The 24,474-nt window shown below is 59.6% G+C and carries 22 protein-coding genes; 15 read left to right on the forward strand and 7 right to left on the reverse strand.

The features are described 5' to 3' along the window. Both AC1DZP_RS32875 and AC1DZP_RS32880 read left to right on the forward strand, forming a co-directional pair. A partial coding sequence (locus AC1DZP_RS32875) for an extracellular solute-binding protein (protein ID WP_477308167.1) occupies positions 1–597 on the forward strand: 597 nt, incomplete at its 5' end. 123 nt (positions 598–720) lie between these two features. Then, on the forward strand, positions 721–1,449 hold the full coding sequence (locus AC1DZP_RS32880; RefSeq protein WP_477308169.1) for an SDR family oxidoreductase: 729 nt from the start codon (positions 721–723) through the stop codon (positions 1,447–1,449). A 424-nt stretch (positions 1,450–1,873) separates the two neighbouring features. Here the strand turns inward: AC1DZP_RS32880 and AC1DZP_RS32885 are convergent, their stop codons facing one another. The 4 genes from AC1DZP_RS32885 to paoA all read right to left on the reverse strand — a co-directional run bounded on the left by AC1DZP_RS32885 (position 1,874) and on the right by paoA (position 7,480). Beyond that, entirely contained in the window at positions 1,874–2,992 is a 1,119-nt protein-coding gene (locus tag AC1DZP_RS32885; protein ID WP_477308171.1) for an adenylate/guanylate cyclase domain-containing protein, read from the reverse strand. A 702-nt stretch (positions 2,993–3,694) separates the two neighbouring features. Continuing rightward, on the reverse strand, positions 3,695–5,878 hold the full coding sequence (gene paoC / locus AC1DZP_RS32890; RefSeq protein ID WP_477308173.1) for an aldehyde oxidoreductase molybdenum-binding subunit PaoC: 2,184 nt from the start codon (positions 5,876–5,878) through the stop codon (positions 3,695–3,697). 4 nt (positions 5,879–5,882) lie between these two features. Beyond that, entirely contained in the window at positions 5,883–6,833 is a 951-nt protein-coding gene (locus tag AC1DZP_RS32895; protein ID WP_477308175.1) for an FAD binding domain-containing protein, read from the reverse strand. After that, a complete protein-coding gene (gene paoA / locus AC1DZP_RS32900; protein WP_477308177.1) occupies positions 6,830–7,480 on the reverse strand; it encodes an aldehyde dehydrogenase iron-sulfur subunit PaoA in 651 nt (216 codons plus the stop codon). The genes AC1DZP_RS32895 and paoA overlap by 4 nt, the downstream gene beginning before the upstream one ends. Positions 7,481–7,663: 183 nt before the next feature. Here paoA and AC1DZP_RS32905 point away from each other — a divergent pair, with 183 nt between their 5' ends. After that, entirely contained in the window at positions 7,664–8,557 is an 894-nt protein-coding gene (locus tag AC1DZP_RS32905; protein ID WP_477308179.1) for a LysR family transcriptional regulator, read from the forward strand. A 122-nt stretch (positions 8,558–8,679) separates the two neighbouring features. On the opposite strand, the gene AC1DZP_RS32910 is transcribed toward AC1DZP_RS32905, so the two are convergent. Next, on the reverse strand, positions 8,680–9,603 hold the full coding sequence (locus AC1DZP_RS32910) for a LysR family transcriptional regulator (protein ID WP_477308181.1): 924 nt from the start codon (positions 9,601–9,603) through the stop codon (positions 8,680–8,682). 142 nt (positions 9,604–9,745) lie between these two features. On the opposite strand from AC1DZP_RS32910, the gene AC1DZP_RS32915 reads away from it, so the two are divergent. The 8 genes from AC1DZP_RS32915 to AC1DZP_RS32950 all read left to right on the forward strand — a co-directional run bounded on the left by AC1DZP_RS32915 (position 9,746) and on the right by AC1DZP_RS32950 (position 16,444). Beyond that, complete coding sequence (locus AC1DZP_RS32915) at positions 9,746–11,011, forward strand: MFS transporter (RefSeq protein ID WP_477308183.1); 1,266 nt, start codon at positions 9,746–9,748, stop codon at positions 11,009–11,011. Beyond that, complete coding sequence (locus AC1DZP_RS32920; RefSeq protein ID WP_477308185.1) at positions 11,001–11,747, forward strand: SDR family oxidoreductase; 747 nt, start codon at positions 11,001–11,003, stop codon at positions 11,745–11,747. The genes AC1DZP_RS32915 and AC1DZP_RS32920 overlap by 11 nt, the downstream gene beginning before the upstream one ends. Positions 11,748–11,797: 50 nt before the next feature. Beyond that, positions 11,798–12,898, forward strand: a complete 1,101-nt coding sequence (locus tag AC1DZP_RS32925) for an alpha/beta hydrolase (protein WP_477308187.1) — start codon at positions 11,798–11,800, stop codon at positions 12,896–12,898. Positions 12,899–12,975: 77 nt separating this feature from the next. Next, a complete protein-coding gene (locus tag AC1DZP_RS32930; RefSeq protein ID WP_477308189.1) occupies positions 12,976–13,383 on the forward strand; it encodes a cyclophilin-like fold protein in 408 nt (135 codons plus the stop codon). A gap of 68 nt (positions 13,384–13,451) precedes the next feature. Continuing rightward, positions 13,452–13,931 carry a cytochrome P460 family protein gene (locus AC1DZP_RS32935; RefSeq protein ID WP_477308191.1) on the forward strand — a complete coding sequence of 160 codons (480 nt, stop codon included), beginning with the start codon at positions 13,452–13,454 and terminating at the stop codon, positions 13,929–13,931. A 16-nt stretch (positions 13,932–13,947) separates the two neighbouring features. Further along, positions 13,948–14,682: a DUF4405 domain-containing protein gene (locus AC1DZP_RS32940; protein ID WP_477308193.1), complete on the forward strand. Its 735-nt coding sequence runs from the start codon at positions 13,948–13,950 to the stop codon at positions 14,680–14,682. Between the two features lie 948 nt (positions 14,683–15,630). Continuing rightward, positions 15,631–15,864: a DUF680 domain-containing protein gene (locus tag AC1DZP_RS32945; RefSeq protein WP_477308194.1), complete on the forward strand. Its 234-nt coding sequence runs from the start codon at positions 15,631–15,633 to the stop codon at positions 15,862–15,864. Positions 15,865–16,183: 319 nt separating this feature from the next. Next, entirely contained in the window at positions 16,184–16,444 is a 261-nt protein-coding gene (locus AC1DZP_RS32950; RefSeq protein ID WP_477308196.1) for a hypothetical protein, read from the forward strand. A 30-nt stretch (positions 16,445–16,474) separates the two neighbouring features. Here the strand turns inward: AC1DZP_RS32950 and AC1DZP_RS32955 are convergent, their stop codons facing one another. Further along, the gene (locus tag AC1DZP_RS32955; RefSeq protein WP_477308198.1) at positions 16,475–17,926 is read right to left on the reverse strand and encodes an aldehyde dehydrogenase family protein; all 1,452 of its coding nucleotides are present in this window, start codon (positions 17,924–17,926) and stop codon (positions 16,475–16,477) included. After that, on the reverse strand, positions 17,923–19,089 hold the full coding sequence (locus tag AC1DZP_RS32960; RefSeq protein ID WP_477308200.1) for an MFS transporter: 1,167 nt from the start codon (positions 19,087–19,089) through the stop codon (positions 17,923–17,925). The genes AC1DZP_RS32955 and AC1DZP_RS32960 overlap by 4 nt, the downstream gene beginning before the upstream one ends. Before the next feature lie 436 nt (positions 19,090–19,525). On the opposite strand from AC1DZP_RS32960, the gene AC1DZP_RS32965 reads away from it, so the two are divergent. From AC1DZP_RS32965 to AC1DZP_RS32980, 4 genes are all read left to right on the forward strand, one after another. Next, positions 19,526–21,154 (forward strand): GMC family oxidoreductase, encoded by a 1,629-nt coding sequence (locus tag AC1DZP_RS32965; protein WP_477308242.1) that lies wholly within the window; start codon positions 19,526–19,528, stop codon positions 21,152–21,154. Between the two features lie 518 nt (positions 21,155–21,672). After that, positions 21,673–22,416 (forward strand): SDR family oxidoreductase, encoded by a 744-nt coding sequence (locus tag AC1DZP_RS32970; RefSeq protein WP_477308202.1) that lies wholly within the window; start codon positions 21,673–21,675, stop codon positions 22,414–22,416. 22 nt (positions 22,417–22,438) lie between these two features. Then, complete coding sequence (locus AC1DZP_RS32975; protein WP_477308204.1) at positions 22,439–23,278, forward strand: SMP-30/gluconolactonase/LRE family protein; 840 nt, start codon at positions 22,439–22,441, stop codon at positions 23,276–23,278. 147 nt (positions 23,279–23,425) lie between these two features. Next, on the forward strand, positions 23,426–24,445 hold the full coding sequence (locus AC1DZP_RS32980) for an Ldh family oxidoreductase (RefSeq protein WP_477308206.1): 1,020 nt from the start codon (positions 23,426–23,428) through the stop codon (positions 24,443–24,445). Positions 24,446–24,474 lie beyond the last annotated feature (29 nt).

Consider the following 24,474-nt stretch of genomic DNA (forward strand, 5'->3'; position numbering starts at 1 on the left):
TCGTCCAACGGCTTCAACGAAAACCTGGCGCTGTTCCAGCAGGGCAAGTGCGGCATGTGGATCGACGCCACCGTCGCCGCCTCGTTCGTCTCCGACCCGAAAGCTTCCACTGTCGCCGACAAGGTCGGTTATGCTCTTGCTCCCGACAACGGTCTGGGCAAACGCGGCAACTGGCTGTGGGCATGGTCTCTGGCCATTCCCGCCGGTACGCAGAAGGCTGATGCGGCTCAGAAGTTCGTCTCCTGGGCGACCTCGAAGCACTATGCCGAGCTCGTCGCGTCCAAGGAAGGCTGGGCCAACGTTCCTCCGGGCACGCGCTCCTCGCTCTACGCCAATGCCGAGTACCAGAAGGCGGCTCCGTTCGCCAAGATGACGCTGGACTCCATCAACGCCGCCGACCCGACGCATCCGACCGTCAAGCCGGTGCCCTATGTCGGCGTCCAGTTCGTAGCCATCCCTGAGTTCCAAGGTCTCGGCACCACCGTCGGCCAGCTCTTCTCGGCGGCTCTTGCCGGCCAGTCGAGCGTCGACGATGCGCTCAAGCAGGCCCAGGACGCCGCCACGGCAACGATGACCGAAGGCGGTTACATCAAGTAAGGCTCCTCCCGGTGCCGACTGCCGGTCGCCTTCCTGGCCGGCAACGGCCGCCCGAATCCCAGTTCGGGCGGTCCGTTTTTTTGCTATCGTCCCGCAAGATCCAGCTAGATAGGGCGAGATTTCATGGCGAGAGAATTGGAAGGCAAGATTGCCGCCATCACGGGGGCCGCGTCGGGTATCGGGCTGGCGAGCACTGAGGCGATGTTAGCAGCAGGCGCGCGCGTTGTGATGATTGATCGTGACAAGGCGGCGCTCGAGTCGATCCAGGCCAAGCACGGGGACGCGGTTATCCCGCTTGTCATCGACCTCCTCAACCCCAAGGACTGTGCGACGCTGATGCCGCGCGTTGTGCAATCGGCAGGTCAGCTCGACATCTTTCATGCCAATGCCGGCACCTATGTGGGTGGTGACCTGGTGGACTCCGACACCGGTGCCATCGACCGGATGCTGAACCTGAACGTCAACGTCGTGATGAAGAATGTCCACGATGTGCTGCCGCACATGATCGGGCGTCGGACGGGCGACATCATCGTTACTAGCTCCTTGGCCGCTCATTTTCCAACGCCGTGGGAGCCGGTTTATGCTTCGTCGAAGTGGGCGATCAACTGCTTTGTGCAGACGGTCCGACGTCAGGTATTCAAGCACGGCATTCGGGTCGGTTCGATTTCGCCGGGCCCTGTGATCAGCGCGCTACTTGCGGACTGGCCACCGGAGAAGTTGAAGGAAGCCAGGGAATCGGGAAGCCTACTGGAAGCAGCCGAAGTGGCAAATGTGATCACCTTCATGCTCACGCGCCCTCGGGGGATGACCATCCGCGACGTGGTGATGATGCCAACCAACTTTGATCTTTGAGGTCCTGGATCTCAGCTGGTACCTCACCTTCCTTGGTCATGCCCTTACCGAGAGGTCGTAAGATAAGCTTGATGAATGGACTAACGTGAGCCGTAAGCGTCGGCCATCTGTCTCAGATTTGGATATACAGGCGGTGGAACTGTGGTCTACGATAGGTGTATCAATCACGGCGAGCGTCAGTTTGACGGCACTAGTCGACACGGGACCTGCAGATTACGCTGTGCACTTTGCATGCAGGTATGAGATGAACTCATCAATTGAGTGGATAACGAACCGACGGCCCGCGGCGCGGGGCAGCTTTCCGCACGGCCACTCAAACGATGCTCGCTCAAGGCGATAATATGAAAGGGCCTCTATCAGCCCCTTGTCGTTGCTTGCCGGACTCCTCCGCAGCCGGCAGGTGCTAAGACTCTCGCTCGCTGGATCAGACCGCAAGATACTCGTATCTCTTTTCGCCGACGAGAAAACTCGTTCGCACCAGCCCCTTTCCTTTGACGTCGGTTTCGCCGCGCGGCTCGAATACGAACCGATCCCGCAGCCGGTCTGCGAAGGTGTCGGTCACCTGGATTCGCGCAGGCTCGCTCGTCTCTTCCATGCGCGCTGCGATGTTTACGGCATCTCCCCACAAATCATAGGCGAACTTGCGATTGCCGATCACACCGGCAACGACGCGACCCGAATTGATACCGATCCGCGCCGCGAGAGGTTCATCGCGTTCCGGCTCCCTGTAGCGAGGGATCATTTCGATGATGTCCAATGCCAGTCGAGCGCTTTTTGCCTCGGGATCGTCGATCGGGTCCGGCAGTCCGGCGGCCACCATGTATGCATCGCCGATGGTCTTGATTTTCTCCAAACCGTATTCCGCCACAAGTTCGTCGATGGCGTTGAACACGGTGTTGAGCAGAGCAACGACCTTGGTCGGCGGAAGACGTCCCGACATGGATGTGAAGCCGACGATGTCGACAAAGAGGATCGTCACGCTTTCGCGATCGTCGGCGATCATGTCGGGCTTAGTTTTCAGCCGTTTTGCAATTTTCTGTGGCAAGATGTTCAGCAGTAAACGTTCGCTCTCGGCATAGGCCGCCGCAAGCTCGCTCTCTGCCCGCGTGGAGGCCACAATGAACGGCAGCACCATGATCAGGACAGAGATCGGCCAAGCGACGACCTGACGGATCATCATGGTGCGCGCCCACTCCTCCGATAAGATATAGAGCGGTTGGTTGTCCACACTGTATGCGGTCACGAATGCCGCGCTGGCCAACGTGAGCGCAGCCAGAACCAGAGAAAGGCGCCACGAGTAGAAGGGCTGGATGAATAGAAGCACGACGACGAGAAATGTATAGTTGGTGAAGCCGAACTGCGGTCCAATGCAAATCGTGGCCGCCATGCCATGCAGAACGAGTTCGGTGATCGCGCTCCAGTAGGAGAGCTGGTAATAGCCAGCTTTCAACAAGAAGAAGGCGCTCACAAACAGCGCCACGCTGAACGTGTTGAAGACAGCCATGAACGTGACGCCGGATTGCAGGAAAGCAATCAGCGACAACGTATGTTCGAAACCGGCAAGAACGTAGAAAACTCTCCAATAGATATAATAGCGGGCTAAGGACTGCGGAACGCGATCCGGTACGGCTACAATACGATGCCAGATAGGGTTTAGCATGGGCTTAACGCGCGGATCATTTGGTCTCGGAGAATCTGGCGGCAAAAGCACCGGTTCGGGTTAAATGGGTGACTGGAGAGCCCACCTGACGACTGGCTCTCCTTGGTTTGCGTCGGGGGAGGATTATACCACCCCTCAAGGCGATATGGCCGGCTTTCGCCGCGAGTGCTTATTGAAGAAGCTGGTCAACTTGTCTAACGAAGTCGAACTGGATCGTCATATCGATTTTCCTTCCCTGTCTATCTGCTGCTCCTTCAGGATCTGGGCGTAAGGCGCCGGAGGCTACCAGGATTAGCCTCCTCAATGATCCAGATCGCGCCGTCACGAGCCACCGCAACGTCGCTGATGCGGATCAGCGACGCGGCACTTCTCAGGAACGATAGCCGGCGCTCGTAACGCGGGGGCAACGCCGGCAAGCGCATTTCGCGGACTGCCGACTAAGCCCGGTATTGGAGGCGTACGGCTCCAGTTATCCCTTTACGGACTCCTTCGAGGTATCGAGAGCGAGTAGGTCGGACTGGGCGTTCGGCAACCCTTACCTGATTGGCCAGCCGCGAGCCTAATCTCGCCTGATGTCTATCTTTCTCATACCGCTGGAAGCCGGTCGATCATTTTGTCCAGCGTTATCGGATAGTCCCGCACCCGAATGCCTGTGGCGTTGTAGGCGGCGTTGGCGATAGCCGCGGCGACCCCGCAAAGGCCCAACTCGCCCACCCCTTTGGCCTTCAACGGCGTAGAGGACGCATCGGTGGTGTCCAGGAAGATCACCTCCTGATGAGGGATGTCGGCGTGCACCGCCACCTCGTAGCCGGCAAGATCGTGATTGACGAAGAATCCACGTCCGAGATCGGTGGCGAGCTCCTCCGACAGGGCGGCACCCACGCCCATCGTCATACCGCCTATGACCTGACTGCGGGCTGTCACCGGGTTCAGGATGCGGCCTGCATCGCATACCGCTACCATCCGCCGCACACGCACCTCGCCGGTGCCGACATGGACCCCAACTTCGACGAAATGCGCGCCGAAGGTGGCGAGTAACAGGGATTTCTTGAAATCGCCGAACGTCATGGTGTCTTCGGCGACCAGTTCCTGGTTGGCCGTGACCTGGGCCAAGGACACCACGGTGTTGCCGGCTCGGACATGGCCATTCTCGAAGAGCGGATTCTCCATGTCCAGCCGTTTGGCGATCTGACGCTGAAGGGCTAGGCACGCGGCATAGACCCCCGCGGTGGAACTCGCCGCACCGAACTGTCCCCCGGAGCCTGAGGCGACCGGATAGGCACTGTTGCCGAGCCGGACCTCGACCGCATCCATAGGCAGGCCCATGGTCTCCGCCGCAGTTTGCGCAATGATCGTGTAAGATCCGGTGCCGATGTCGGTCATATCGGTCTCGATGACCAGCCGGCCGGCGTTCAGCCGCGCCCGCGCCCCCGAATCGAGCGTCGGGCCGCCGCGATAGGCACCGGCCATGCCGTGCCCGATCAGCCAAGTTCCGTCGCGTTTCCCACCGGGTGTCTTGTTGCGATTGGTCCAACCAAATGCCTCGGCGCCACGTTCGAGGCATTCCACGAAATGCCGCTCCGAGAAGGGTATCTTGGGGTCGCTCGGGTTCAATTGGGTGTCATTGAGGATACGGAACCGGACCGGGTCGATGCCGAGCTTCTCGGCCATCTCGTCCATTGCGATCTCTAGCGCCATCAGTCCCGATGCCTCGCCTGGCGCGCGCATGTCTGAAGACTCCGGCAGGTTCATATCAACAAGATGGTGAATGATCCGCCGGTTTGCACCGGCATAGAAAAAGGGGCTCTGTGCCGTGGCGTCCTCGCCCCTTCCACCCGGCAGGGTATGCGAAGCTACCTCATGACCTATCGCCGTCAGTTTTCCGTCCTTTGTGGCGCCCAGCCGGATGCGCTGCACCGTTGCAGAGCGGTGCGTCGTGTTGTTCATCATGAAGGGGCGCGGCAACGCAAGCTTGACTGGGCGGCGGGCGGCACGGGAGCCGAGGGCGGCCAACACCTCGTCAGCCCGCAGCCAAAGCTTGCCGCCGAAGCCTCCCCCGACATACCGGCTCTCCACCCGGACTTTTTCCTTATCGAGGCCGAAGGTCGTGGCCAAGGATCCCCGGTTCCAGTTGATCATCTGGTTCGACGTCCAGACCGTCAGGCGGTCGCCGTCCGACCAGTCAACAATCGAAGCATGCGGCTCCATCATCGCGTGGGAGTGAGAGGGCGTGCGATACATTTTATCCAAGGACACCGGGGCGTTCGCAAACGCGGTGTCGAAATCGCCGACATCGGTGCTCGGCTTGCCAGTGCCCTGGAGACGCTCAAACGCCGCGTCGAGATCAAAATCCGCTTCTTCTTGCTCGTAGGTCGCCTTGACAAGCGCGGCGGCCGCGCGGGCTTGTTCCAGGGTTTCGGCGACCGCCACGGCGATGGCCTGGTGGTAGTGTTGCACCTCGTTCCCTCCGAACAGCCTTGCGACGTTCAGAAACCCCAGCGGTAGGGGGTCAATCTCAAGCGTAGTGACCACGGCGACGACGCCGGGCGCCGAACGGGCAGCTGAGGCGTCGATCGAAGTGATGCGGCCCTTGGCGATAGTCGAGCCGACAGGGTAGCCAACCAGCTGGCCCGCGACGACGTCGTGACGCTCGTAGGCGTAAGGTGCGGTTCCAGTGACCTTCAGCGGACCCTCAATCCGTGGGTGCGGCTTCCCGACGATCGTGGCGCGGTCGAAGATGTTATGGCCAGCAGGTTCATTGAATTCCATCGGCTTATTCCTCGGCTAGCATGCCGGCCAGCGTCCGCTCGGCTAGCGTGATCTTGAAGGCATTTTCCTCGGTCGGTCGCGCACCATGGAGCAGACGCGCCATGACGGCGTGTGCGCCGTTCGGCAACTCGGCATCGGCTTCTGCCACACGCCACGGCATTGGCGCGACGCCGCCAAGCGCGACGCGGCCGGTCCCATCGGCCAGGCGGACCAGCGCCACCGACACCAGCGCAAACGCGTAGGAAGCCCGGTCGCGCGCCTTGTAATAGGCGTGGCGGCCTCCGACTGGCGGAGGCAAAGTAACCGCGGTGATGATCTCGCCCTCCATGAGCACGGTCTCGCGGTCGGGCGTGTCGCTGGGAAGTCGGTAGAATTCCTCAAGAGGAATTCTACGTGTCGCTCCCACGGAGGTTACGGTCTCAACCACGGCATCGAGTGCCCGCAGAGCGACAGCCATATCAGAGGGATGAGTGGCGATGCAGGCTTCCGAGGTGCCGACGATACCGAGCTGGCGCGAGAAGGCGCCTACGCTCAGCGCCGCGCAGCCTGCGCCGGGAGTGCGCTTATTGCAGGGTTGGGCGGTATCGTAGAAATAGGGGCAGCGGGTGCGCTGCAGGAGGTTGCCTGCGGTTGTTGCCTTGTTGCGCAGCTGACCCGAGGCGCCCGCGACAAGCGCTCGTGTAAGGACACCGTAATCTCGCCGGACACGTTCGTGAGCGGCCAGATCGGTATTGCGCACGAGCGCACCGATGCGCAGCCCGCCTTGGGGAGTTTCAACGATCTTATCCAGCCCAAGCCCATTGACGTCGATCAAATGTACCGGCGTCTCGATCTCCAGCTTCATCAGGTCGAGAAGATTGGTGCCGCCGGCAATAAATTTCGAGCCGGGAACCTGGGCAGCCCGCGCCGCGGCTGCGGCCGGATTTGCGGCGCGCTCGTAGGAAAAGGCTTTCATGACCGTTCCTCCGCCACCTGGGTGATTGCTGCGAGAATGTTGGAGTAGGCGCCGCAGCGACAGATATTGCCCGACATCCGTTCCCGGATTTCCCCATCGGTCATCTTGATCGGCACGGTCAGGTCGCCGGTGACATGGCTGGGGATGCCGGCGCGGATTTCCTCGATCACCGCTTTGGCCGAGCAGATCTGGCCCGGCGTGCAGTAGCCGCACTGGAAGCCATCGTGCTCGACGAAAGCGGCCTGCATCGGGTCGAGATCCCCTGGCGTACCGATCCCTTCAATCGTCGTCACCTCGTCGCCCTCATGCATGACCGCGAGGCTGAGACAGGAGTTGACGCGTCGGCCATTCACCGTGACGGTGCAGGCGCCGCACTGGCCATGGTCGCAGCCCTTTTTGGTTCCGGTGAGCTGCATGGTCTCGCGCAGCGCGTCGAGCAGCGTCGTTCGGTTATCAAGCTCAAGGGTCCGTTGGGCTCCGTTTATCTTCAGCGACACAGACATCCGCTGGGGTCCCACGGGAAGACCGTTGCGGGCAGTTTGGGCATTAGCCGGACCGGTTAAACTGGCTGCTGCCGCTGCGGCTGATACAGCTGTGCCGACCAGAAGCGTTCTTCGGCAAATCTCGAATTCGATGGGTGGAGCCACGGATGCTCTCTCCTGTCTGATTTTGCGCGGATTTCACGTCGCTCCGAAGTACTTAAATCGGTGAGACACCGGAACCACCCTCATCCTGTTCATACCAAGGATGAATTCAGTTCATGATTTATTGATTGGGTGCAGGCGGGGCTGAGCGGCTACGGTGTGCCGAACAATGTCGAAGGCTCATGAATGAAACGCGAGGAACTGGGCGATCTGGCAGTTTTTCTGATTGTCGCGGAAGAGAACAACTTCACACGCGCCGCCGCGCGAATGGGAATCTCTCAATCTGCAGTCAGCCATACAATCCGCCGCCTGGAGGCGTCGGTCGGACAGAAGCTGTTGAACCGCACCTCGCGGCGCGTGACAACGACCGAGGCTGGAGAGAAACTCCTTGTGACGCTGCGACCCAGCTTCGGTCAGATCGATGCTTGTATGGAGGAGCTGCGCCTTCTTGGCGATGCCCCGCGTGGTCTGGTGCGGCTGACCTTAAGCAAGACCGCAGCACGTACTCCCTTGTGGCCGATCCTTTCACAAATTGTCCGCGACTATCCGGATGTAAAGATCGAGCTCAGTCTGGAAAGCCGTCTCGCCGATCTTACCGAGGATCGATTCGACGCAGGAATACGACTGGGAGAATTCGTCGGCCCCGACATGGTTGCTGTAAAGATAGGGCCGCAACTGCGCATGGCGGCTGTTGCGACTCCGAAGTATTTCGAAGAGCACGGTGTCCCAGAACATCCTTCGGAACTCGATACTCACCATTGTCTGGCGCTACGCTTCAACGTCCGTGCGCCACCATATGACTGGGAGTTCGAAAAGGACGGTGTGGAGATCGTCAAGAAGATCTCCGGACCGTTCATATTCAGCGAAAGCGACATATGCATCGAGGCAGCGAAGGAAAGCCATGGCATCGCCTTCGTCACTGAACCCGAAGTGCTTGACGCGATCAAGGAGGGCAGCCTCCGCCGCGTTCTTGCGGATTGGTGTCCTCCGTTTGATGGCTTCCATCTATTCTATTCTGGCCGAAGGCAAGTCAGCTCAGCGTTGCGTATAGTTATTGATCGATTGAGGTATCGCGACTGAAAGATGCCGGGTTGGGTGATGCCCGGATGGCCGGATTTGGCCCCCCACTGCAGCGAACGCGCCAGCTTCATGATCGGCGCGTCGCGAGGTCGTCAAGCTCGACCGGTCGAGGTGCTGAGCTACTAGCGCGCAACCTTCGAACCCGTTGCGCTGGGGATTTTGTACCGAAGAGCTTCCAGTATCACGGTCATTGCCGGAGACATCTGCCGCCTGCTTGGATAATACAAATGGTAGCCAGAAAAGGGTGCACTCCAGTCGCCGAGAAGCAGCGATAGCCGTCCCGCAGCGACATGATCGCGGACCAGATCTTCGGGAAGGAACGCGATGCCGTAGTCATTTAGGGCTGCCTCGATTATGGCAAAAGACGTGTTGAAGGTCAGTTGCCCTTCGACGCGGACCCGTAACTCACGACCGTCCTTCTCGAATTCCCAGACGGCGAGGCCCCCGGCAGTCGCTTGCCGCTGATTGATGCAATCATACTCGACGAGGTCTTGCGGAGTCACCGGAATCGATCGCTGCGCGAGGTATTGCGGCGATGCAACCGCAACCATCCGCCAGTCCGCGCCTATGCGCACGGCAATCATGTCCTTGTCGATGCTCTCGCCAAGCCGCACGCCGGCATCGTACCTCTCCTCCACGATGTTTCGCATGCCATTGTCGCTATAAAGTTCGACCCGGATATCGGGATAGTTCTTCAAAACCGGACATAATCTTGGCCAGACCGTAGTCTGAAGCGCATGGTCGGAAAGCGTCAGGCGGACAGTTCCCGAAGGTGTGTCTCGATATGCCGTTAGGTTCGCAAGATCGGCATCAATCTCCTCAATGCGTGGCGCGAGAGAGCGGAACAAACGCTCACCTGCCTCGGTAGGCGCTACGCTGCGCGTGGTGCGCGCGAGTAACCTCACCCCCAGCCGTGCCTCCAACTCCTTGATGGTGAGGCTGAGCGTTGATTGCGAGGTGCCGAGCTTGGCCGCCGCCTTGGTAAAGCTCTGCTCTCTGGCGACCTCCAGGAACCAGAGCAAGTCCTTCATGTCCTCACGCTGCAAGGGCACCTCCGTCGACAATTCATATCACAGACCGATAACTTCATGCAGATTTCACGGATTGTCCAACAAGCAGCGCTACATATCTTCCAGTCACGACGGCCGATCGGTGAAGGGCGTCATCCCGCCTGCCCAAGGATAGGCTATGGACGTGACCTATAACAGTGGATTGACGAATTCTCGCTCCGCCTGGAGCGCCGTGATTTCCATGGCGCTTTGTGTCGGGGTGCTGATCGCCTCCGAGTTCATGCCGGTTAGCCTGTTGTCGCCGATCGCCTTCGACCTAGGGATTACCGCYGGCCAGACGGGCCAGGCGATTTCGATCTCGGGCGCCCTCGCGGTCGTGACCAGCCTCCTCATCGCAGGTCTCACCCGCCGTATCGATCGACGAGTCGTGGTCCTGGCATTCACGGGGCTGCTTGTCGTCTCCGGCCTCGCCGTCACATTCGCGCCGAACTACGCTTTCCTGATGGTCGGCCGGGCGCTGATCGGGATCGCGATCGGCGGCTTCTGGTCGATGTCCACGGCAATCGTGATGCGTCTCCTGCCGGCCGATCTGGTGCCCAAGGGCCTTGCGACGCTGAACGCTGGCAATGCCATCGCAGCAACGATTGCGGCCCCGCTCGGAAGCTTCCTTGGCGCCTATATCGGCTGGCGGGGAGCCTTCTTTATGGTCGTCCCACTCGGCCTGCTGGCGCTGGTCTGGCAGTGGATCAGCCTTCCTGCATTGGCGCCGCGGCGCGACCGGGGTTTGGCCAATGTCTTCACGCTGCTTGGGCGCCCTCCGGTCGCGTTGGGCATGGCCTCCATCCTGTTCTTCTTCATGGGCCAGTTCGCGCTCTTTACCTATTTGCGTCCGTTCCTCGAACAGGTTACCCAGCTCGACATCGCGGATCTGTCCGCAATACTGTTGGTGATGGGGCTGGCCGGCGTCGCCGGAACCTGGTGCATCGGTCACCTGCTGAACAAGCGGCTCTTCAGCATCCTGGTAGTCATTCCGATTATCATGGCGATGTTGGCAGCTGGGTTGGTCTTATTCGGTGCTGCGCCGGTTATCGTATCCTTGCTGCTTACTGCCTGGGGCTTCTTCGGCACCGCTGCACCCGTAGGCTGGGGCACTTGGTTGACCCGTGCCATGCCCGACGATGCCGAGGCTGGAGGCGGCCTGCAGGTGGCAGTGATCCAGCTTGCAATCACGGCCGGCGCGGCAACCGGCGGTTTTCTATTCGACGCTGTCGGCTGGTGGAGCACTTTCGCGCTTAGCGCCGGCCTGTTGTGCGGTTCATCACTCCTTGCGGTGGCGGCTTGGCGTGTCACCCGCGGCATTCAGTCAGCGACGATACATGACCAACTTTCACCGACGGCATCCCACAACACGTCCAAATTGTCAGGAAAACATAATGACCGATAACATCGCAGGTAAAATCATAGTCATCACCGGAGCCTCAAGCGGGATAGGCGCGGCAGCTGCGCGTCATCTTGCCGCCGAGGGCGCCAGCATCGTCGTTGCGGCGCGGCGGGTCGATAGAATCGAAACTCTCGTGGCCGACATTACCAAATCCGGTGGCAATGCCGTGGCAGTCGCCACTGACGTAACCCAGTTAAGTGACATGCAGCGGCTAGTTGACACCGCCGTCCAGACCTTCGGCCGCATCGACGTGCTCATCAACAATGCCGGCGTAATGCCGCTCTCGCCGCTCGAGCGGTTGAAGGTCGATGAGTGGAACCAGATGATCGACGTTAACCTGCGGGGGGTGCTGCACGGCATCGCCGCTGCGTTGCCGTACATGAAAGAACAGAAATCCGGCCACATCATCATCACGGCGTCGGTCGCCGCTTACAAGGTTTTCCCGGGTTCAGCTGTTTACTCGGCGACAAAGTTCGCTCTTCGCGGCTTGTCCGAGGGCCTACGGCAGGAAATGAAGCCCTATAACATCCGCAACACGCTGATTTCTCCGGGTGCGGTGAAAACGGAGCTTCTCGACCATATCAGCGAAGAGGACGTCCAGTCGGCGAACCAGGATTATGTGGGGAAGGTCGGCATCCCTGCGGAGAGCTATGCCCGCATGGTCGCTTTCGCCGTGAGCCAGCCCGAGGATGTCGACATCAACGAGATCACCTTCCGGCCAACTGCCCAGGAACTGTAGCCAGTCGCGCGTCGACGCAATGAGCCCAATCTCACTTAAGGAACAGACCTATGTCGAAGCATTTCACACGTCAGGAATCTGCACTCGGCAGCTTCAATCCCAATCGGCGCACCGTCATGAAAGCGGCAGGCGCGGCCAGCGCGGCGGTTGCTGTGATGGGCGTTATGTCCGCCGCCTCGGCAACGTTGGAACCTGCCCAGTCTACCACTGCCTGGGACAAAACCTTCCCCCAGAGCGACCGCGTCGATCACCGAAAGGTGTCCTACGCCAACCGCCTGGGGATCACGTTGGTTGCCGACCTGTACACCCCAAAAGACATCGATCGTTCGCGCCGTCATCCCGCGCTCGTGGTGGGTCATCCGTTTGGCGGGGTCAAGGAGCAGACCTCCGGCCTCTATGCCCAGACGATGGCGGAGCGTGGCTTCATCACCCTGGCACATGACGCCTCCTACAATGGCGAGAGCGGCGGTCAGCTGCATTTCATCTCTTCCCCCGACGTGTTCATTGAGGACTTCAGTGCGGGCGTCGATTTCCTGGGTGTCGATCCTCTTGTGGATCGCGACCGCATCGGCGTGATCGGCGTCTGCGCGAGCGGCGGCTTCGCTCTTGCGGCCGCGCAAATCGACCCGCGCATCAAGGCCGTCGCTACCGTCAGCATGTACGACATGGGCGGTGCTAAATGGGCCTGGGCCGGCGAACCGATGCGCCCCGAGGCACGCCAAGCCGCGCTTGCCGCCATGACTGAACAGCGTTGGGTGGAATTCGCCGGAGGCGAGAAGCGGTACGGCGAACTGCCTCACGTTCTTACTGACAACACCGACGCGATCACGCGGGAATTCTTCGAATACTACCGGATGCCGCGTGGCGCGCATCCCCGCTCGACGTCGGCGATATCGGTCACCAGCGACCCTTCCTACTTCCACTTCCGGCCTTTCGAACATCTGGATGCGATCTCTCCGCGTCCTGTCCTGCTCGTCGCCGGCGAGAATGCGCATTCGCTTTTCTTCAGCCAACAGGCCTTGGCCAAGGCGGCCGAGCCGCGGGAACTGCATATCGTTGCCGGCGCCGGTCACGTCGATCTGTATGATAAGGTTGAACTTATCCCTTGGGACAAGCTGCAATCCTTCTTCGACGAGCACCTCACCGCCTGACGCCAACCGGCAGGCGTCCCGCCGCGAAAGCTGGGACGCGTGCGGGCCTTGCAACAATGACACGGACGGGTATCGCAATGCGCAACATCATTCTCAGTGCAATCGCCTCAATGCTGTTTACGGGAACCGCCATGGCACAGGAAAAGATTGTGATCTCATCACCCTGGGGGAAACTTACTGCCGAACTGGTCGACAATGAAGCTACAAAAGCCTTGCTTGGGATGCTTCCGGTCACGTTGGACATGAGCGATCATCTTCGGCAGGAGAAGACGGGCAATCTGCCTTCCTCGCTGCCGCAGTCCGGACGCCAGCTTGATTTCGACAACGGCACGCTCGGATTGTGGGGATCGACCGACTTCGTGATCTATTACCGCAAGGGAAGCGTGCCGCGGCCGGGGATTACCGTTCTTGGCCGCGTTGATGGCGATGCGTCCATTTTCGACCGCCCCGGCCCGATCACTGTTGAGATCGACCGCGCCAAATAGGGCTCGGCCTCAACGATTTACGGTCCATCACCTCATCCCGCCGCACCGAGCGAGAGGACGTAGACACCATGAAAAATAGAATCCTGCCCTATGGTTTGGCGTCGGTCTGTGGAGCACTGGCTCTTGTCGCAAGCTACCTGACCTTGCCGCAAGAGGCCGGCCCGTCTCCGGCATATGCCGAAGCTAATGCTGTGACATTTCCGCCTCTTGAGCAGCTTGAGCACTACACAACCGTGCGTCGCGGCATCACGCGGGAACATATGCTGACAAGCTCGGCCGCACTCGCAGCCTTGAGGGCTGGACAGCCGGTCCCGGTGGGGACCCAGATGGTGCTTGTCGATTACCAAAGCGATGTGCTGACCCGGTATCTGGTCAGCCAGAAAATCGGTGCCGGCGACGACGAGTGGCAATATCAATGGTTCTGGCCGGATCAGTCGATCAAGGCTGATGAGAACGTAGCGCAGTGCTACGCCTGCCACCGGTCGCGCCAAAGTCAACAGTTCATGTTTACTCACGACGGAGCGATTTCCGATGACGATCCGCTATAGGGTGACAGGGGGCTCCATGTCGGCAAAGAGAGCCGCACACCGGCTTTTGGTCCCGGTCGGCATGGCTGCTTTGCTGCTCTTGTCACTTGCCTACTGGTGGCTCGATAACATTCCGCATGAAATCTTCGGTACGGCTATTTTTGTGTTGGTCGCCTGGCACATCGCCATAAACAGGTCATGGTTTCGGAATCTGTTTCGCGGCCGCTACGATGGCCGCCGCGTCTTCACGGTGCTGCTGCATGTGTTCCTGATCGTCAATATGGCGGCTCTTCTGGCGACGAGTGTCGTCATCTCGAGATCGGTGCTGGCTTTCCTGCCGCTTCCAAACATCATTTACCTTCGCGAGATCCATTGGCTCTCCGCCTACTGGGTGATGATCGTTGTCGGCATCCATCTTGGCCTACACTGGGTTCGCGTCATGGCAGTGCTGCGCTCGATGTTGGGTCTGTCCCGCGGAAGCGTCCTCAGGGCATGGACGCTTCGCGCGGCGGCGTTGGCCAGTGCCGGATTCGGCTTGTGGAGCTTTTGGGTGCTCGGCGTGTGGGGCAAGCTGACATTCACCTATAGCTTGGATTTCTGGGATTTCACGGCGTCCGTGACGCCGTTCTTCGGGCATTGGGCCGGGGTCCTCGCCCTCCCTGCCATTGTGACGCACTACGTCATGGCCGAATGGGTCTCTGCCGCTTCACATAGTGGTCGATTGGCCGGGCTACGCAAACCGACGCAGCGACCAATCCAGTCCGTATGGTGATCTGCAGAGCCTTTCGGCCGCTCAGCCAGAATGCCTGAATTTTCGAATATGCTGGGAACCGGATGAGCATCCGCCGAGAGGCTTTCCTTGCCGCATCTTTGACCGAGACCCATGAGGGCGGCATGGTGTGGTTGCACTAAGCGATGGTAAAGCCCTGTGATGGCCGGGCGGGCAGAGCGTCATAGGCTCACGCCCGCCGCCCGATGGGCATTGGGATGGCCTACATCCGCAGCAGGGCCTTGATCGCGCGGCGTTCGTCCATCGCCTTGTAGCCACAAAATCCTCGAGCGGTATTTCGAGATCGAATACTTTGCCCGGATTGATCTTGCGGGTCATCACGAGGTCGAGGAGATGGGGAAGGTATTTCCGTACCGGTGCCAGCCCGCCTAAAAGGCTTATCTCTGCGAAAAACAGGTTCCTGCCGTCAAGCTGCGCGTCGTGCGGAACACACACGAACCCGATCTAGCCGCCCGGTCGGGCGCAATGGATCGCCTGGGACATCGATTCCTGGGTGCCGACGCACTCGTGAACTGACTCGGCGCTGTGCCGTTCGCGAGTTCCTTAACCTGCGCGACGCCATCGTCGCCGCGCTCGGTGACGATGTCGGTAGGTCCGAATTTCAAGTGCCACCTTTTTAGCGGGCGTTATGACGGCTTACGCGATTATGCGCCCCGCGCCCCTCCCGATTGGCGGCGAGCATGCCATTAGGCCCACCGCGCCGTCAGGTAGCGTAAAGCGACCTGTTTGCCGAAAGGCTGGGCCGTATCAATTCATACCGGGGGCCAATAAGCCCTAGCAGAATATAGCTTATAATCGGGGCAATGAAGCCATCCTATCTAAAGCTCAGAAGACCCTGACGATCGGTTGGGTTCCTTCTGGTTCAAGCCAACGAGCCGCGGCGGGCGAAGCCCGCTAAGCGGCAGCCAAACAAAGATAGGAGTACTAAACATGAAAACTATTGTTCTTACTGCCGCCGCCTTTCTGGCCATTTCCAGCAGCGCTTTCGCTGGCAGCGACAACTATGGGTCGAACAGGCACAACCAGCCTGCCGTAAGCGTCGACAATCAGAGCACCGGCTCTATTTCGGACGGAGCTTCGACGGTCCGCAAGCTGCTCAACCCGTCGGACGAGGCACAAAAGCCTGCCACGTTTGGCAGTGACCGCAACCTCTTCGGCAGATAACAGCCGAAGTCTGCAGTGGATTTATACGCAAAGCGGTGGGTCTGGCCCACCGCTTTTTGTGTTGTAGACCGAGGCCCAGCGATAATCGTGTCGCCTACCTCGTCCAGGGCCTTGCCCTTTACGGCAGCAGCCAGACGCCCAAGAGCCTCACTCGCGGCGACAAGAACGGGCAACTTCTGCAAGCCCGGATACTGGACAGCTGGTAAGCGCCCAACATTACCGCCTACGCCACAAGGCTCGGTGCTTGGTCATACGACGACATCGTGCAATACTTGAACCGGCGCAAACCGTTTCGAGATCGTCTCGGGCCGATGGCCGAATGTTCGAAAAATCATCGCAGCATTGGACGGACCCGGACCTCAAGGCCTTCGCCACCTATCTGCTTACGGTCTACGGCATCGAGTCAACCGTGGCGGCGCCGGCGCTCGCCGATAACAAGAGCATGGTGGTTGGACGTGCGATCTACCCCGATCGCCGTGCTGCCTGTCATGTCGGTTCCGGAGAAGCCGTCGCGCCAAGCCGTTTTCGCCGCGCCGACAGCACCGACAATTCCATCCTATGGCTGGAACCTGAGCGATGAGGACGTGGCGAATGATCTGACCTCCGGCGCCTACTGTAGGAGTTCGGGCAGCTCACCTGCTTCATCACCAAATCCGTAAACGGATTTGGTCTCGAGGTATTCCTCCAGCCCGTAAACGCCCATCGACCGTCCAATGCCAGACTGCTTGTATCCACCCATCGGCGTCAAGGAATTCGTTGCCGCGCCGTTGAAACAAATCCGGCCCGCCCGCAGCTTGCTGGCAACCTTATAGCCTTTCTCGCGGTCAGTGGTGAACACGTAACCGCCGAGTCCAAAGATCGAGTCATTCGCGATTTCGATCGCCTCGTCATCGTTGGAATACGGTATCACCGACAGCACAGGGCCAAAGATTTCTTCTCTGGCAATCACCATGTCGGGTCGAACATCCGCAAAGACAGTGGGCTGGACAAAGAAGCCCAGATTCATACCGTAGGGACGCCCAAGGCCGCCGCATACAAGGCGAGCACCCTCGTTGATGCCAATCTGGATATATCGTTGGACGGTGTCGAATTGCCCTTGGTTTACCGCGGGTCCCATCGTGGTTTCCGGGTCTCGCGGGTCGCCAATTCGGAACCTGGCGGCCTCATCGACCAGATAGGGCAGGACCTCCTCGATCTGGCTTTCGTGCACGATCATCCGGCTTGGCGCATGGCAGGACTGGCCAGTGTTGAAAAAGCCGCGTTGGATATTCCATCGCGCCGCCTTTTCCAGGTCGGCATCCCGCAGAACCACATTTGCCGATTTGCCACCAAGTTCCAGACACGTACGTTTGACCGTGCCGGCTGCGGCTTCCCCAACCAGCACACCGGCGCTCGTTGAGCCGGTGAATGAGATCATGTCCACATCCGGGTGTCTGGCCATCGCCTCGCCGACCACACGGCCCCTGCCGATTACAAGATTGAACACGCCTGCGGGCACGCCGGCCTTTTCCAGTACCTGCGCCAGCATTATGGCGCTGAGAGGTGATGCATCGCTGGGCTTCAAGATCGCCGTACATCCGGCAGCCAAAGCGTAGATCAATTTGATTACGGAGGTCTGGATCGGCCAGTTCCATGGTGAGATCAGGGCACAGACGCCAATCGGTTCGCGACGGATGATCGTGTCGCCAATCCGCGATTCAAAGTGGTAGGAGCTCAGCAAATCGCGCGCGACCTTCATGTGGCCTATCGGCCCGGTCACCTGGGCCTGCGCGCTGGTGGGAACACCCACTTCGCCCGCGATCACCTCTGCGAATTCGTCGATGCGCTTCTCGTATTCGGCGATGATGCGGTCGATCAGGGCAATCCGGTCCTGAAGCGATGTATTTGAGTATGTCTTGAACGCACGGCGCGCGGCTGCAACGGCCTTTTCCACATCCTCGACACCGCCCTGAACGACCGAGGCAAAAATCTCTTCGGTGGAAGGATCGACAATTTCACGCGCGGCGGAGGTCGAAGGATTTACCCATTCGCCGTCGATATATAGATGCTGGTAGTGCTTCATGTCGCCTCCTTGTGGTGCATGGCGATGACGATCATTAGGGCAATTATGGAGGCCAACACGCTGGCCGCAAACACCCAGTGCAATCCCGCGGAGTCGGCTATAAGGCCTAGGACAGGGCTGGACAGGGCTAGGCTCAGGTCCAAAAAGGCGGAATAAAAGGCAACTGCTGTGCCGCTGCGCGATGATGGCAGACCGCGAACTGCCTGACGCCCTAATGCCGGGTAGATGAACGCGTAGCCGAAACCCGCAATGAAACTCGCCAGAATGCAGATCGCTTCATTTCCAGCAAGCGTTACACCGGCGAGACCCACGATTTGAACCGACATAAAGATCATCGATGTCCGCGTACCTCCAAGGCGATCTGCCAAGCCTCCGAAAGCTATGCGGGCCAAGATCAGCGCCACCGCAAAAGCGGAGAATGGCGCCCATGACGGCCGCCACCCATGCTCAACAAAAAGGAGGACCGAAAAGAATGCCATGGAACTGTAGCCAAAACCGGCGAAACTCATGGCCAGTCCGGGGCGAAGAATGGCGGAAATTACAGATCCGCCAGGCGTCCCTGTCTTGGYCGGTGCCGACGTCGATTTCAATGGCAAGACAAAGCCCAAAGTGAAAAGCGGAATGACCGCGGTCACCACTGCAATGCCAGCAAATCCCAAACGCTCGAAGAGCAATCCTCCCATCGGACCGCCTGCCGCCAGCCCGATATAAAGTGCGGTTCCAGCCCAACCAATGACCGTGGCCGCACGCTGTGGCCCTGCCAAGGTCAGCCCCCAGGATTGACCGGCTGTTATGATGAAGCTTTCGCCGCCGCCCAGCAGAGCCCGCCCCACAAACAGCGTTGCAAGGGCGAGGATTGGCTGCGACGCCAAAGCGGAAGAGCACAGATAGGAAAACCCGGCCAATGCCGCCATGCAAAGGCCAACGACCATGGTTGCCTTTGGGCCGTGGCGATCTGAGTGTCGACCAGCCCACAGGCGCGATAACAGTGCGCTTGCAAACTGTGCCCCGGCCACCGCCCCGACGACATCCGCGCCGTATCCCAACTGTTGATGGACATAGAGCGGCAAGGTGGCAAGCGAGGCACCGGTCACAAGAAAGACCACGCCGACGGCGGCGAGAATTGGCGTCAGCGCGGTTGCGAGGATTCGCGTGTGGGTCACGAAAAGACTCTTACAAGTTTCGACTTGGTGGGGTCTGCCGGCGAGACTGGGTTCGCATGTCACAGCAGCCGCGTATATGGCAAACGCTGGCCTGACAACGGCTGATCCAGTTTCCAACAAGCCGCTTTGGCAGACTGAGGGGACGTGACCTGTCCGTCTCCCGAACGGAGAAATACGGTCCAAATTGACGTAATCAGACAGAAACGGCCCGTTGCGGCTCATCTGCGAGCCGCAAACTGGCAAATTCATCCCAAATTGCCTCTCATTCCAAAGATGTGTTTGATGGCCGAACCCAGCCAGATTTGCGTCTGGTGCAAAGCTCTTTTGCGCGCCGGTTGCCGGGTTTCTTTGCTACTCGGTCGGTGGGTGAATTATTTTTGGTGGCATGGCACGCCGGATTCCGAGCGCCAATCCGCAACGCGAGCTGCAGACTTCAATGGAAACGTACGACTATGTCATCGTCGGAGCAGGCTCATCGGGCTGTCCGGTTGCCCGCGCCTTGACGGACGATCCGAATGTGAGCGTGCTGCTGATCGAAGCGGGTCCACATTCGGACCGGTTCTGGATCAACACGCCAGCCGGGATGGCCAAGCTCTATTTCCATAAGACTCTGAACTGGAACTACCACACCGAGCCGATGCCGAAGTTGCAGGGGCGGCAGATGTACTGGCCACGCGGCAAGACGCTGGGGGGATCGAGTTCAATCAATGGCATGGTTTTCATCCGCGGCCACCAAGCCGATTTTGACGATTGGCGAGATCTGGGAAACCCGGGTTGGGGCTACGACGATGTGCTGCCCTATTTCAAGGCGATGGAGCATTTCGAGCGCGGTGCCGATGGATGGCGGGGGCAGGGCGGGCCGCTTTGGGTCAGCGATCCAGTGGTGAAGGAGGAAAGCAGCCACGACTTCATCGAAGCCGCGGCGCGTCTTGGCCACCACAGGACCGAGGACATGAACGGGGCCTACCATGATGGTGTTGGTTTCATGCAGCACACGATTAAGAATGGACGGCGCCAGTCGGCCTACACCGCCTTTGTAAGGCCGATACTGAAACGTCCGAACTTGACCGTGATGACCGAGGCTCATGTGCAGCGCGTCCTGTTCCATGGCCGCGTGGCGACAGGTGTTGAAATCCTCAGACATGGGCGAGTGCAAAACATCGCCGCCGCTCGCGAAGTCATTCTGTCCGGCGGGGCGATCAACACTCCACAACTCCTGATGCTTTCGGGAGTGGGGCCGGGCGCCGAGATCCAGCGCCATGGCATTCCAATCGTTCTCGACAGTCCTGGCGTCGGCCAGAATTTGCAGGACCATTTCTACATCCACACTGGCTGGCGGGCGACAGCCGGCAGTTCTTACAACGCCAATCTCGCAGGGCTGCGGAAATACTGGGAAGGCTTTAAGTATCTCATGACCCATCGGGGCTACCTGGCACTGGGCTCCTCGCAAGTGGCGGCTATGGTGAAAAGCAGCCCGGACGAGGACCGTGCCGATCTGCAGATCAGCTTCCGGCCGATGACCTTCGAGTATCTCCCGAACGGCACGGTCGCCGTCGAAAAGCAGCCCGGTATGGGGGTTTCGGTCTATCAGCTGCGGCCCAGGACCGTGGGCTCGGTGACCCTTCGTTCGGCCAAGGCCTCGGACAAGGCGGTCAGCACGCCGCATTTCCTGACCGATTCTTATGATATTGGCGCGATGATCAGCGGGATCAGGCAAATCCGGGAGATTATGAACACCCGGCCGATCGCAAGCCGAGTGGTATCAGAAGAGGTGCCTGGACCAGATGTTGAAACGGACGACCATATCCTCCGGTTCATGATCGAGACCGGCAACTCCGCGCACCACCAAGGCGGCACGTGCAAGATGGGAACTGATCGGATGGGGGTTGTCGATGAACGGCTGCGTGTACGCGGATTGGAGCGGTTGCGTGTGGTCGATGCGTCGGTCATGCCGCGCCTGACCTCGGGCAACACCAATGCCCCGACGATCATGATCGGCGTCAAGGGCGGCGACATGATCCGGCAAGATGCCGTAGAGCGCCGCTCCACCGAATTGCCCGACTGAAAATCTTTGGGATGGCGCGGATCTTTATTCCGGGATCATCCGACGGGCTGGGTTCTCTAACCAGTCAGTAATTGCTGGAGCCATGATGTCGTTATCTATGGTGCCTGTCATCACCACAACAACGGCGGCAGAAGTCGGCGGCGCGGGTGTCGTTGCCGTGCCTGTCAACGCCTTGGTCGCTTGCATACGCAGAATGATCAAGACGCTGTAATCAGGTTGAGCGCAGACGTTTTTGCAAATGAGGTGAAAGTCTTTTCCAGCCCGTTGCGTATCGGGCCCGGGAAGCCCCCCGTATAAAGTCGCTTTGGACGAGGGGAGGAGCGGGCCGGGTTTCGGCCCCGAGGGAGTGCGCAATCAAGCAGCGTGTAAGCAGCGTCGGCCCGAAAAGCGGTGGGACATCAAGCTGACTTCGAACAGGACAGCGACGGTTCGCACCCGTGGCGTTTCGTAAACATCGACTAACGGATCAGGCCACACTGTTGGCGTCAAGTCCTTCGGCTGAAGGGAAAGGAAGACAAATGGCTTTGCTTTCGGGCAAGAACGTACTCATCACAGGAGCCTTGGGCACGATTGGACGCGCATTGGTTGCGCGCTATGTTGAGGAAGGGGCCAATGTCATCGCTCTCGACCGACCCGACGCGCCAGGCGCTCAAAAGGTCCTTGATGACATTGCCAAAGGCATCCGCTTCTTTGGCTGCGACCTGGGCAATCTGAGCGAACTCGAAACCAAGGCTTCGGCACTGGCCGACGAAGTGGGTGGCATCGACATCCTGGTTAACAATGCCGCGTTGGTGATCTTCAAGAAGCACGATGAGTTCTCGATTGCAGAATATGAAGACCAGGTGCGCGTTAACTCTTCGGCGGTATTTGTGCTTTCGCGCGTCTGCGCCAAACAGATGAAGACCAAACGCTCCGGGAAAATGGTCAACATTACCTCGCTCACGCTCACCGGTCGTTGGGAGGGATATGTTCCCTATATTGCGTCCAAGGGCGCAATGTACGGTCTGATCAAGGGCTTTGCTCGCGAATTGGGCGAGTATCTGATCAACGTCAATGGAATATCTCCCGGCGCGGTCGTTTCGGAGGCCGAGTTCCGCGATCGAGGCGATAAGCGTGAAGAATATCATCAGTGGATTTTGGAAAACCAGAGCATGAAGCGCCGCATCGAAGCGGTGGACATCGCAAACCTGGCGATTTTCCTGTCGTCATCTCAGTCTGATCTGATCACCGGCCAGAATATCCAGGTTGACGGCGGTTGGTAGCTGCACGGGAGGGCTAAGAGGAATGCGCGAACACAAGGCCACACGGCTGATAGAAGATTTCGTGTTTCTTGAAGGCCCGAAATGGCGTGACGGCAAACTGTGGGTCTCGGACGTTTTCGATCACAAGGTCTATCGGTTAGGGCTGGACGGATCGCGAGAAACCGTATGTGAAGTGCCGCATCGTCCGTCTGGCCTTGGGTTTCTTCCCGATGGCACGCCAATCGTCGTGTCCTCGAAGGATTTCCGGCTCTACCGGATCGAGGACACAGAGATCGTCGAGTATGCCGACCTGACGGACCATGCCACGGGTCATGTGAACGATTTTGCCGTGGATGCGCAGGGGCGCATCTATGTCGGTAACTTCGGCTACGACTATGATGCCGGAGAGCCGCGCAAGACTACCAATCTGCATCGCGTCGATCCTGACGGCACGATTTGTGTCGTCGCCTCTGATGTCGACTTTCCCAACGGCATGACCATCATCAATCGCGGCAAGACGCTGGTCGTTGCCGAAACTTGGGCAGGCAGACTCACGGCATTTGATCTGAGCCATGGGGGTGAACTCGGCAACCGGCGCGTCTTTGCCGACTTGGGCGAACGCCAGCCGGACGGGATTTGTGCAGACGCTCAAGGCGCGGTCTGGGCTGGTTGCTTCAATACCGGGGAATTCATTCGGGTCCTGGACGGCGGAGAGATTACCGACCGGATCACTTTTGACGGCCGCGGCGTCTCCTGCGTGATCGGCGGTCCAGATGACCACACCCTGTTCTGCACCGTCTACTGCGGCCCGATCGAAGATCTGGTGGCCGGCAAACGCAAGGCGGCCGTGTTTACACTCAAGGTCGACGTCCCGTCAGCCTGACGGGCGCGAAGTCTTCCTGCCCGTCGACGGCATGAGCTGTGGTGATGTCTATCTGATCGGAAGACGCAAAGATTCTCGCCATTCCGTGGCGATACCCGCCCGACGCAGTTTCGGGCTAAGGCATGATAAGAAAGAGCGAGGTCCCGGATGCTTCTGAGTTTTGCCGATGCGCGCAAGCTTGCTGTCGACGTGCTGAAAAGCCACGGGATGCCGCAGGACCATGCCGCCATCGTGGCGGATCATCTGGTAGACGCAGCCGGAGCGGGCCATGCTTTTGCGGGTCTTCCTCGGGTGATCGCGCTGGTGCAGCATCTGAAGGATCATCCTGCGGGTAATCCAATCACCGTCACCGAAACGAGCTCCAATTCGGCGATCGTCGACGGAGCGGGTAACAATGGCTACGTTACCTCGCTCATCGGCATCGACAAGGCGGTTGAACTGGCCCGAAAGTCGGGCGTAGGAATTGTCGGGATCCGCGATACCTGGTTCAGCGGCCGACTGGCCTATTATGTCGAACGGGCTGCCCGCGCGGGTTTCATCGCCTTCCACACGGCCAGTACCCAGGCACGGGTGGCGCCGGCGGGTGGTATAGATCGGATATTCGGAACCAACCCTGTCGCTTTTGCTTTTCCCGGCGAGCCGGAACCGCTGGTCATCGACTTTGGCACCGGCATGACAACCTGGGGCGACGTGGTGTTGCGCCAAAAACTGGGGCAGGCGCTCGACCCGGGCTCCGCAGTCGACGCCCAAGGCATTCCCACCACCGATCCTACGGCGGCGCTGGTCGGAGCGTTCTTGCCGTGGGGTGGCCATCGCGGCTATGGGCTGGCGCTGGTCGTTCAGGTTCTAGCTATCCTGGCCGGTGGCAAGATGGTGGCCGAAGAAGTGACCGATAGCGGGTTCTTCTTTCTGGTGATCGACCCGGCGCTTCTGGGTGCTGCGTCCGATTTCCGCCGCGAGGTCGGCGCGTTGGTGGCGCATATCGAAGGATCGCGGCCTGCACCCGGAATGCAAAAGGTACGGGTGCCGGGTCGCGGCAGTTTGGCCAAGCGCGCCCGTGCGCAGTCGCTGGGAAAAATCGAGGTCGATCAAGCCGTCTATGAGACCTTGATGGCTATGCAAGACGGTCCGGTTTCCGGTCACCAATCAGCCAATACACGCGAATGAGCCGGTTGCTGACCGGGGGACAAAACATC

This window comes from Mesorhizobium sp. P2_F8, from assembly GCF_056403655.1.

Excerpts from the sequence above, each read along its gene's own strand:
- AC1DZP_RS32880 (WP_477308169.1), top strand. The coding sequence starts at position 721 with ATGGCGAGAGAATTGGAAGGCAAGATTGCCGCCATCACGGGGGCCGCG.
- paoC (WP_477308173.1), bottom strand. The coding sequence starts at position 5,878 with ATGGAATTCAATGAACCTGCTGGCCATAACATCTTCGACCGCGCCACG.
- AC1DZP_RS32895 (WP_477308175.1), bottom strand. The coding sequence starts at position 6,833 with ATGAAAGCCTTTTCCTACGAGCGCGCCGCAAATCCGGCCGCAGCCGCG.
- AC1DZP_RS32905 (WP_477308179.1), top strand. The coding sequence starts at position 7,664 with ATGAAACGCGAGGAACTGGGCGATCTGGCAGTTTTTCTGATTGTCGCG.
- AC1DZP_RS32920 (WP_477308185.1), top strand. The coding sequence starts at position 11,001 with ATGACCGATAACATCGCAGGTAAAATCATAGTCATCACCGGAGCCTCA.
- AC1DZP_RS32925 (WP_477308187.1), top strand. The coding sequence starts at position 11,798 with ATGTCGAAGCATTTCACACGTCAGGAATCTGCACTCGGCAGCTTCAAT.
- AC1DZP_RS32930 (WP_477308189.1), top strand. The coding sequence starts at position 12,976 with ATGCGCAACATCATTCTCAGTGCAATCGCCTCAATGCTGTTTACGGGA.
- AC1DZP_RS32935 (WP_477308191.1), top strand. The coding sequence starts at position 13,452 with ATGAAAAATAGAATCCTGCCCTATGGTTTGGCGTCGGTCTGTGGAGCA.
- AC1DZP_RS32940 (WP_477308193.1), top strand. The coding sequence starts at position 13,948 with ATGTCGGCAAAGAGAGCCGCACACCGGCTTTTGGTCCCGGTCGGCATG.
- AC1DZP_RS32945 (WP_477308194.1), top strand. The coding sequence starts at position 15,631 with ATGAAAACTATTGTTCTTACTGCCGCCGCCTTTCTGGCCATTTCCAGC.
- AC1DZP_RS32950 (WP_477308196.1), top strand. The coding sequence starts at position 16,184 with ATGTTCGAAAAATCATCGCAGCATTGGACGGACCCGGACCTCAAGGCC.
- AC1DZP_RS32955 (WP_477308198.1), bottom strand. The coding sequence starts at position 17,926 with ATGAAGCACTACCAGCATCTATATATCGACGGCGAATGGGTAAATCCT.
- AC1DZP_RS32965 (WP_477308242.1), top strand. The coding sequence starts at position 19,526 with ATGGAAACGTACGACTATGTCATCGTCGGAGCAGGCTCATCGGGCTGT.
- AC1DZP_RS32970 (WP_477308202.1), top strand. The coding sequence starts at position 21,673 with ATGGCTTTGCTTTCGGGCAAGAACGTACTCATCACAGGAGCCTTGGGC.
- AC1DZP_RS32975 (WP_477308204.1), top strand. The coding sequence starts at position 22,439 with ATGCGCGAACACAAGGCCACACGGCTGATAGAAGATTTCGTGTTTCTT.
- AC1DZP_RS32980 (WP_477308206.1), top strand. The coding sequence starts at position 23,426 with ATGCTTCTGAGTTTTGCCGATGCGCGCAAGCTTGCTGTCGACGTGCTG.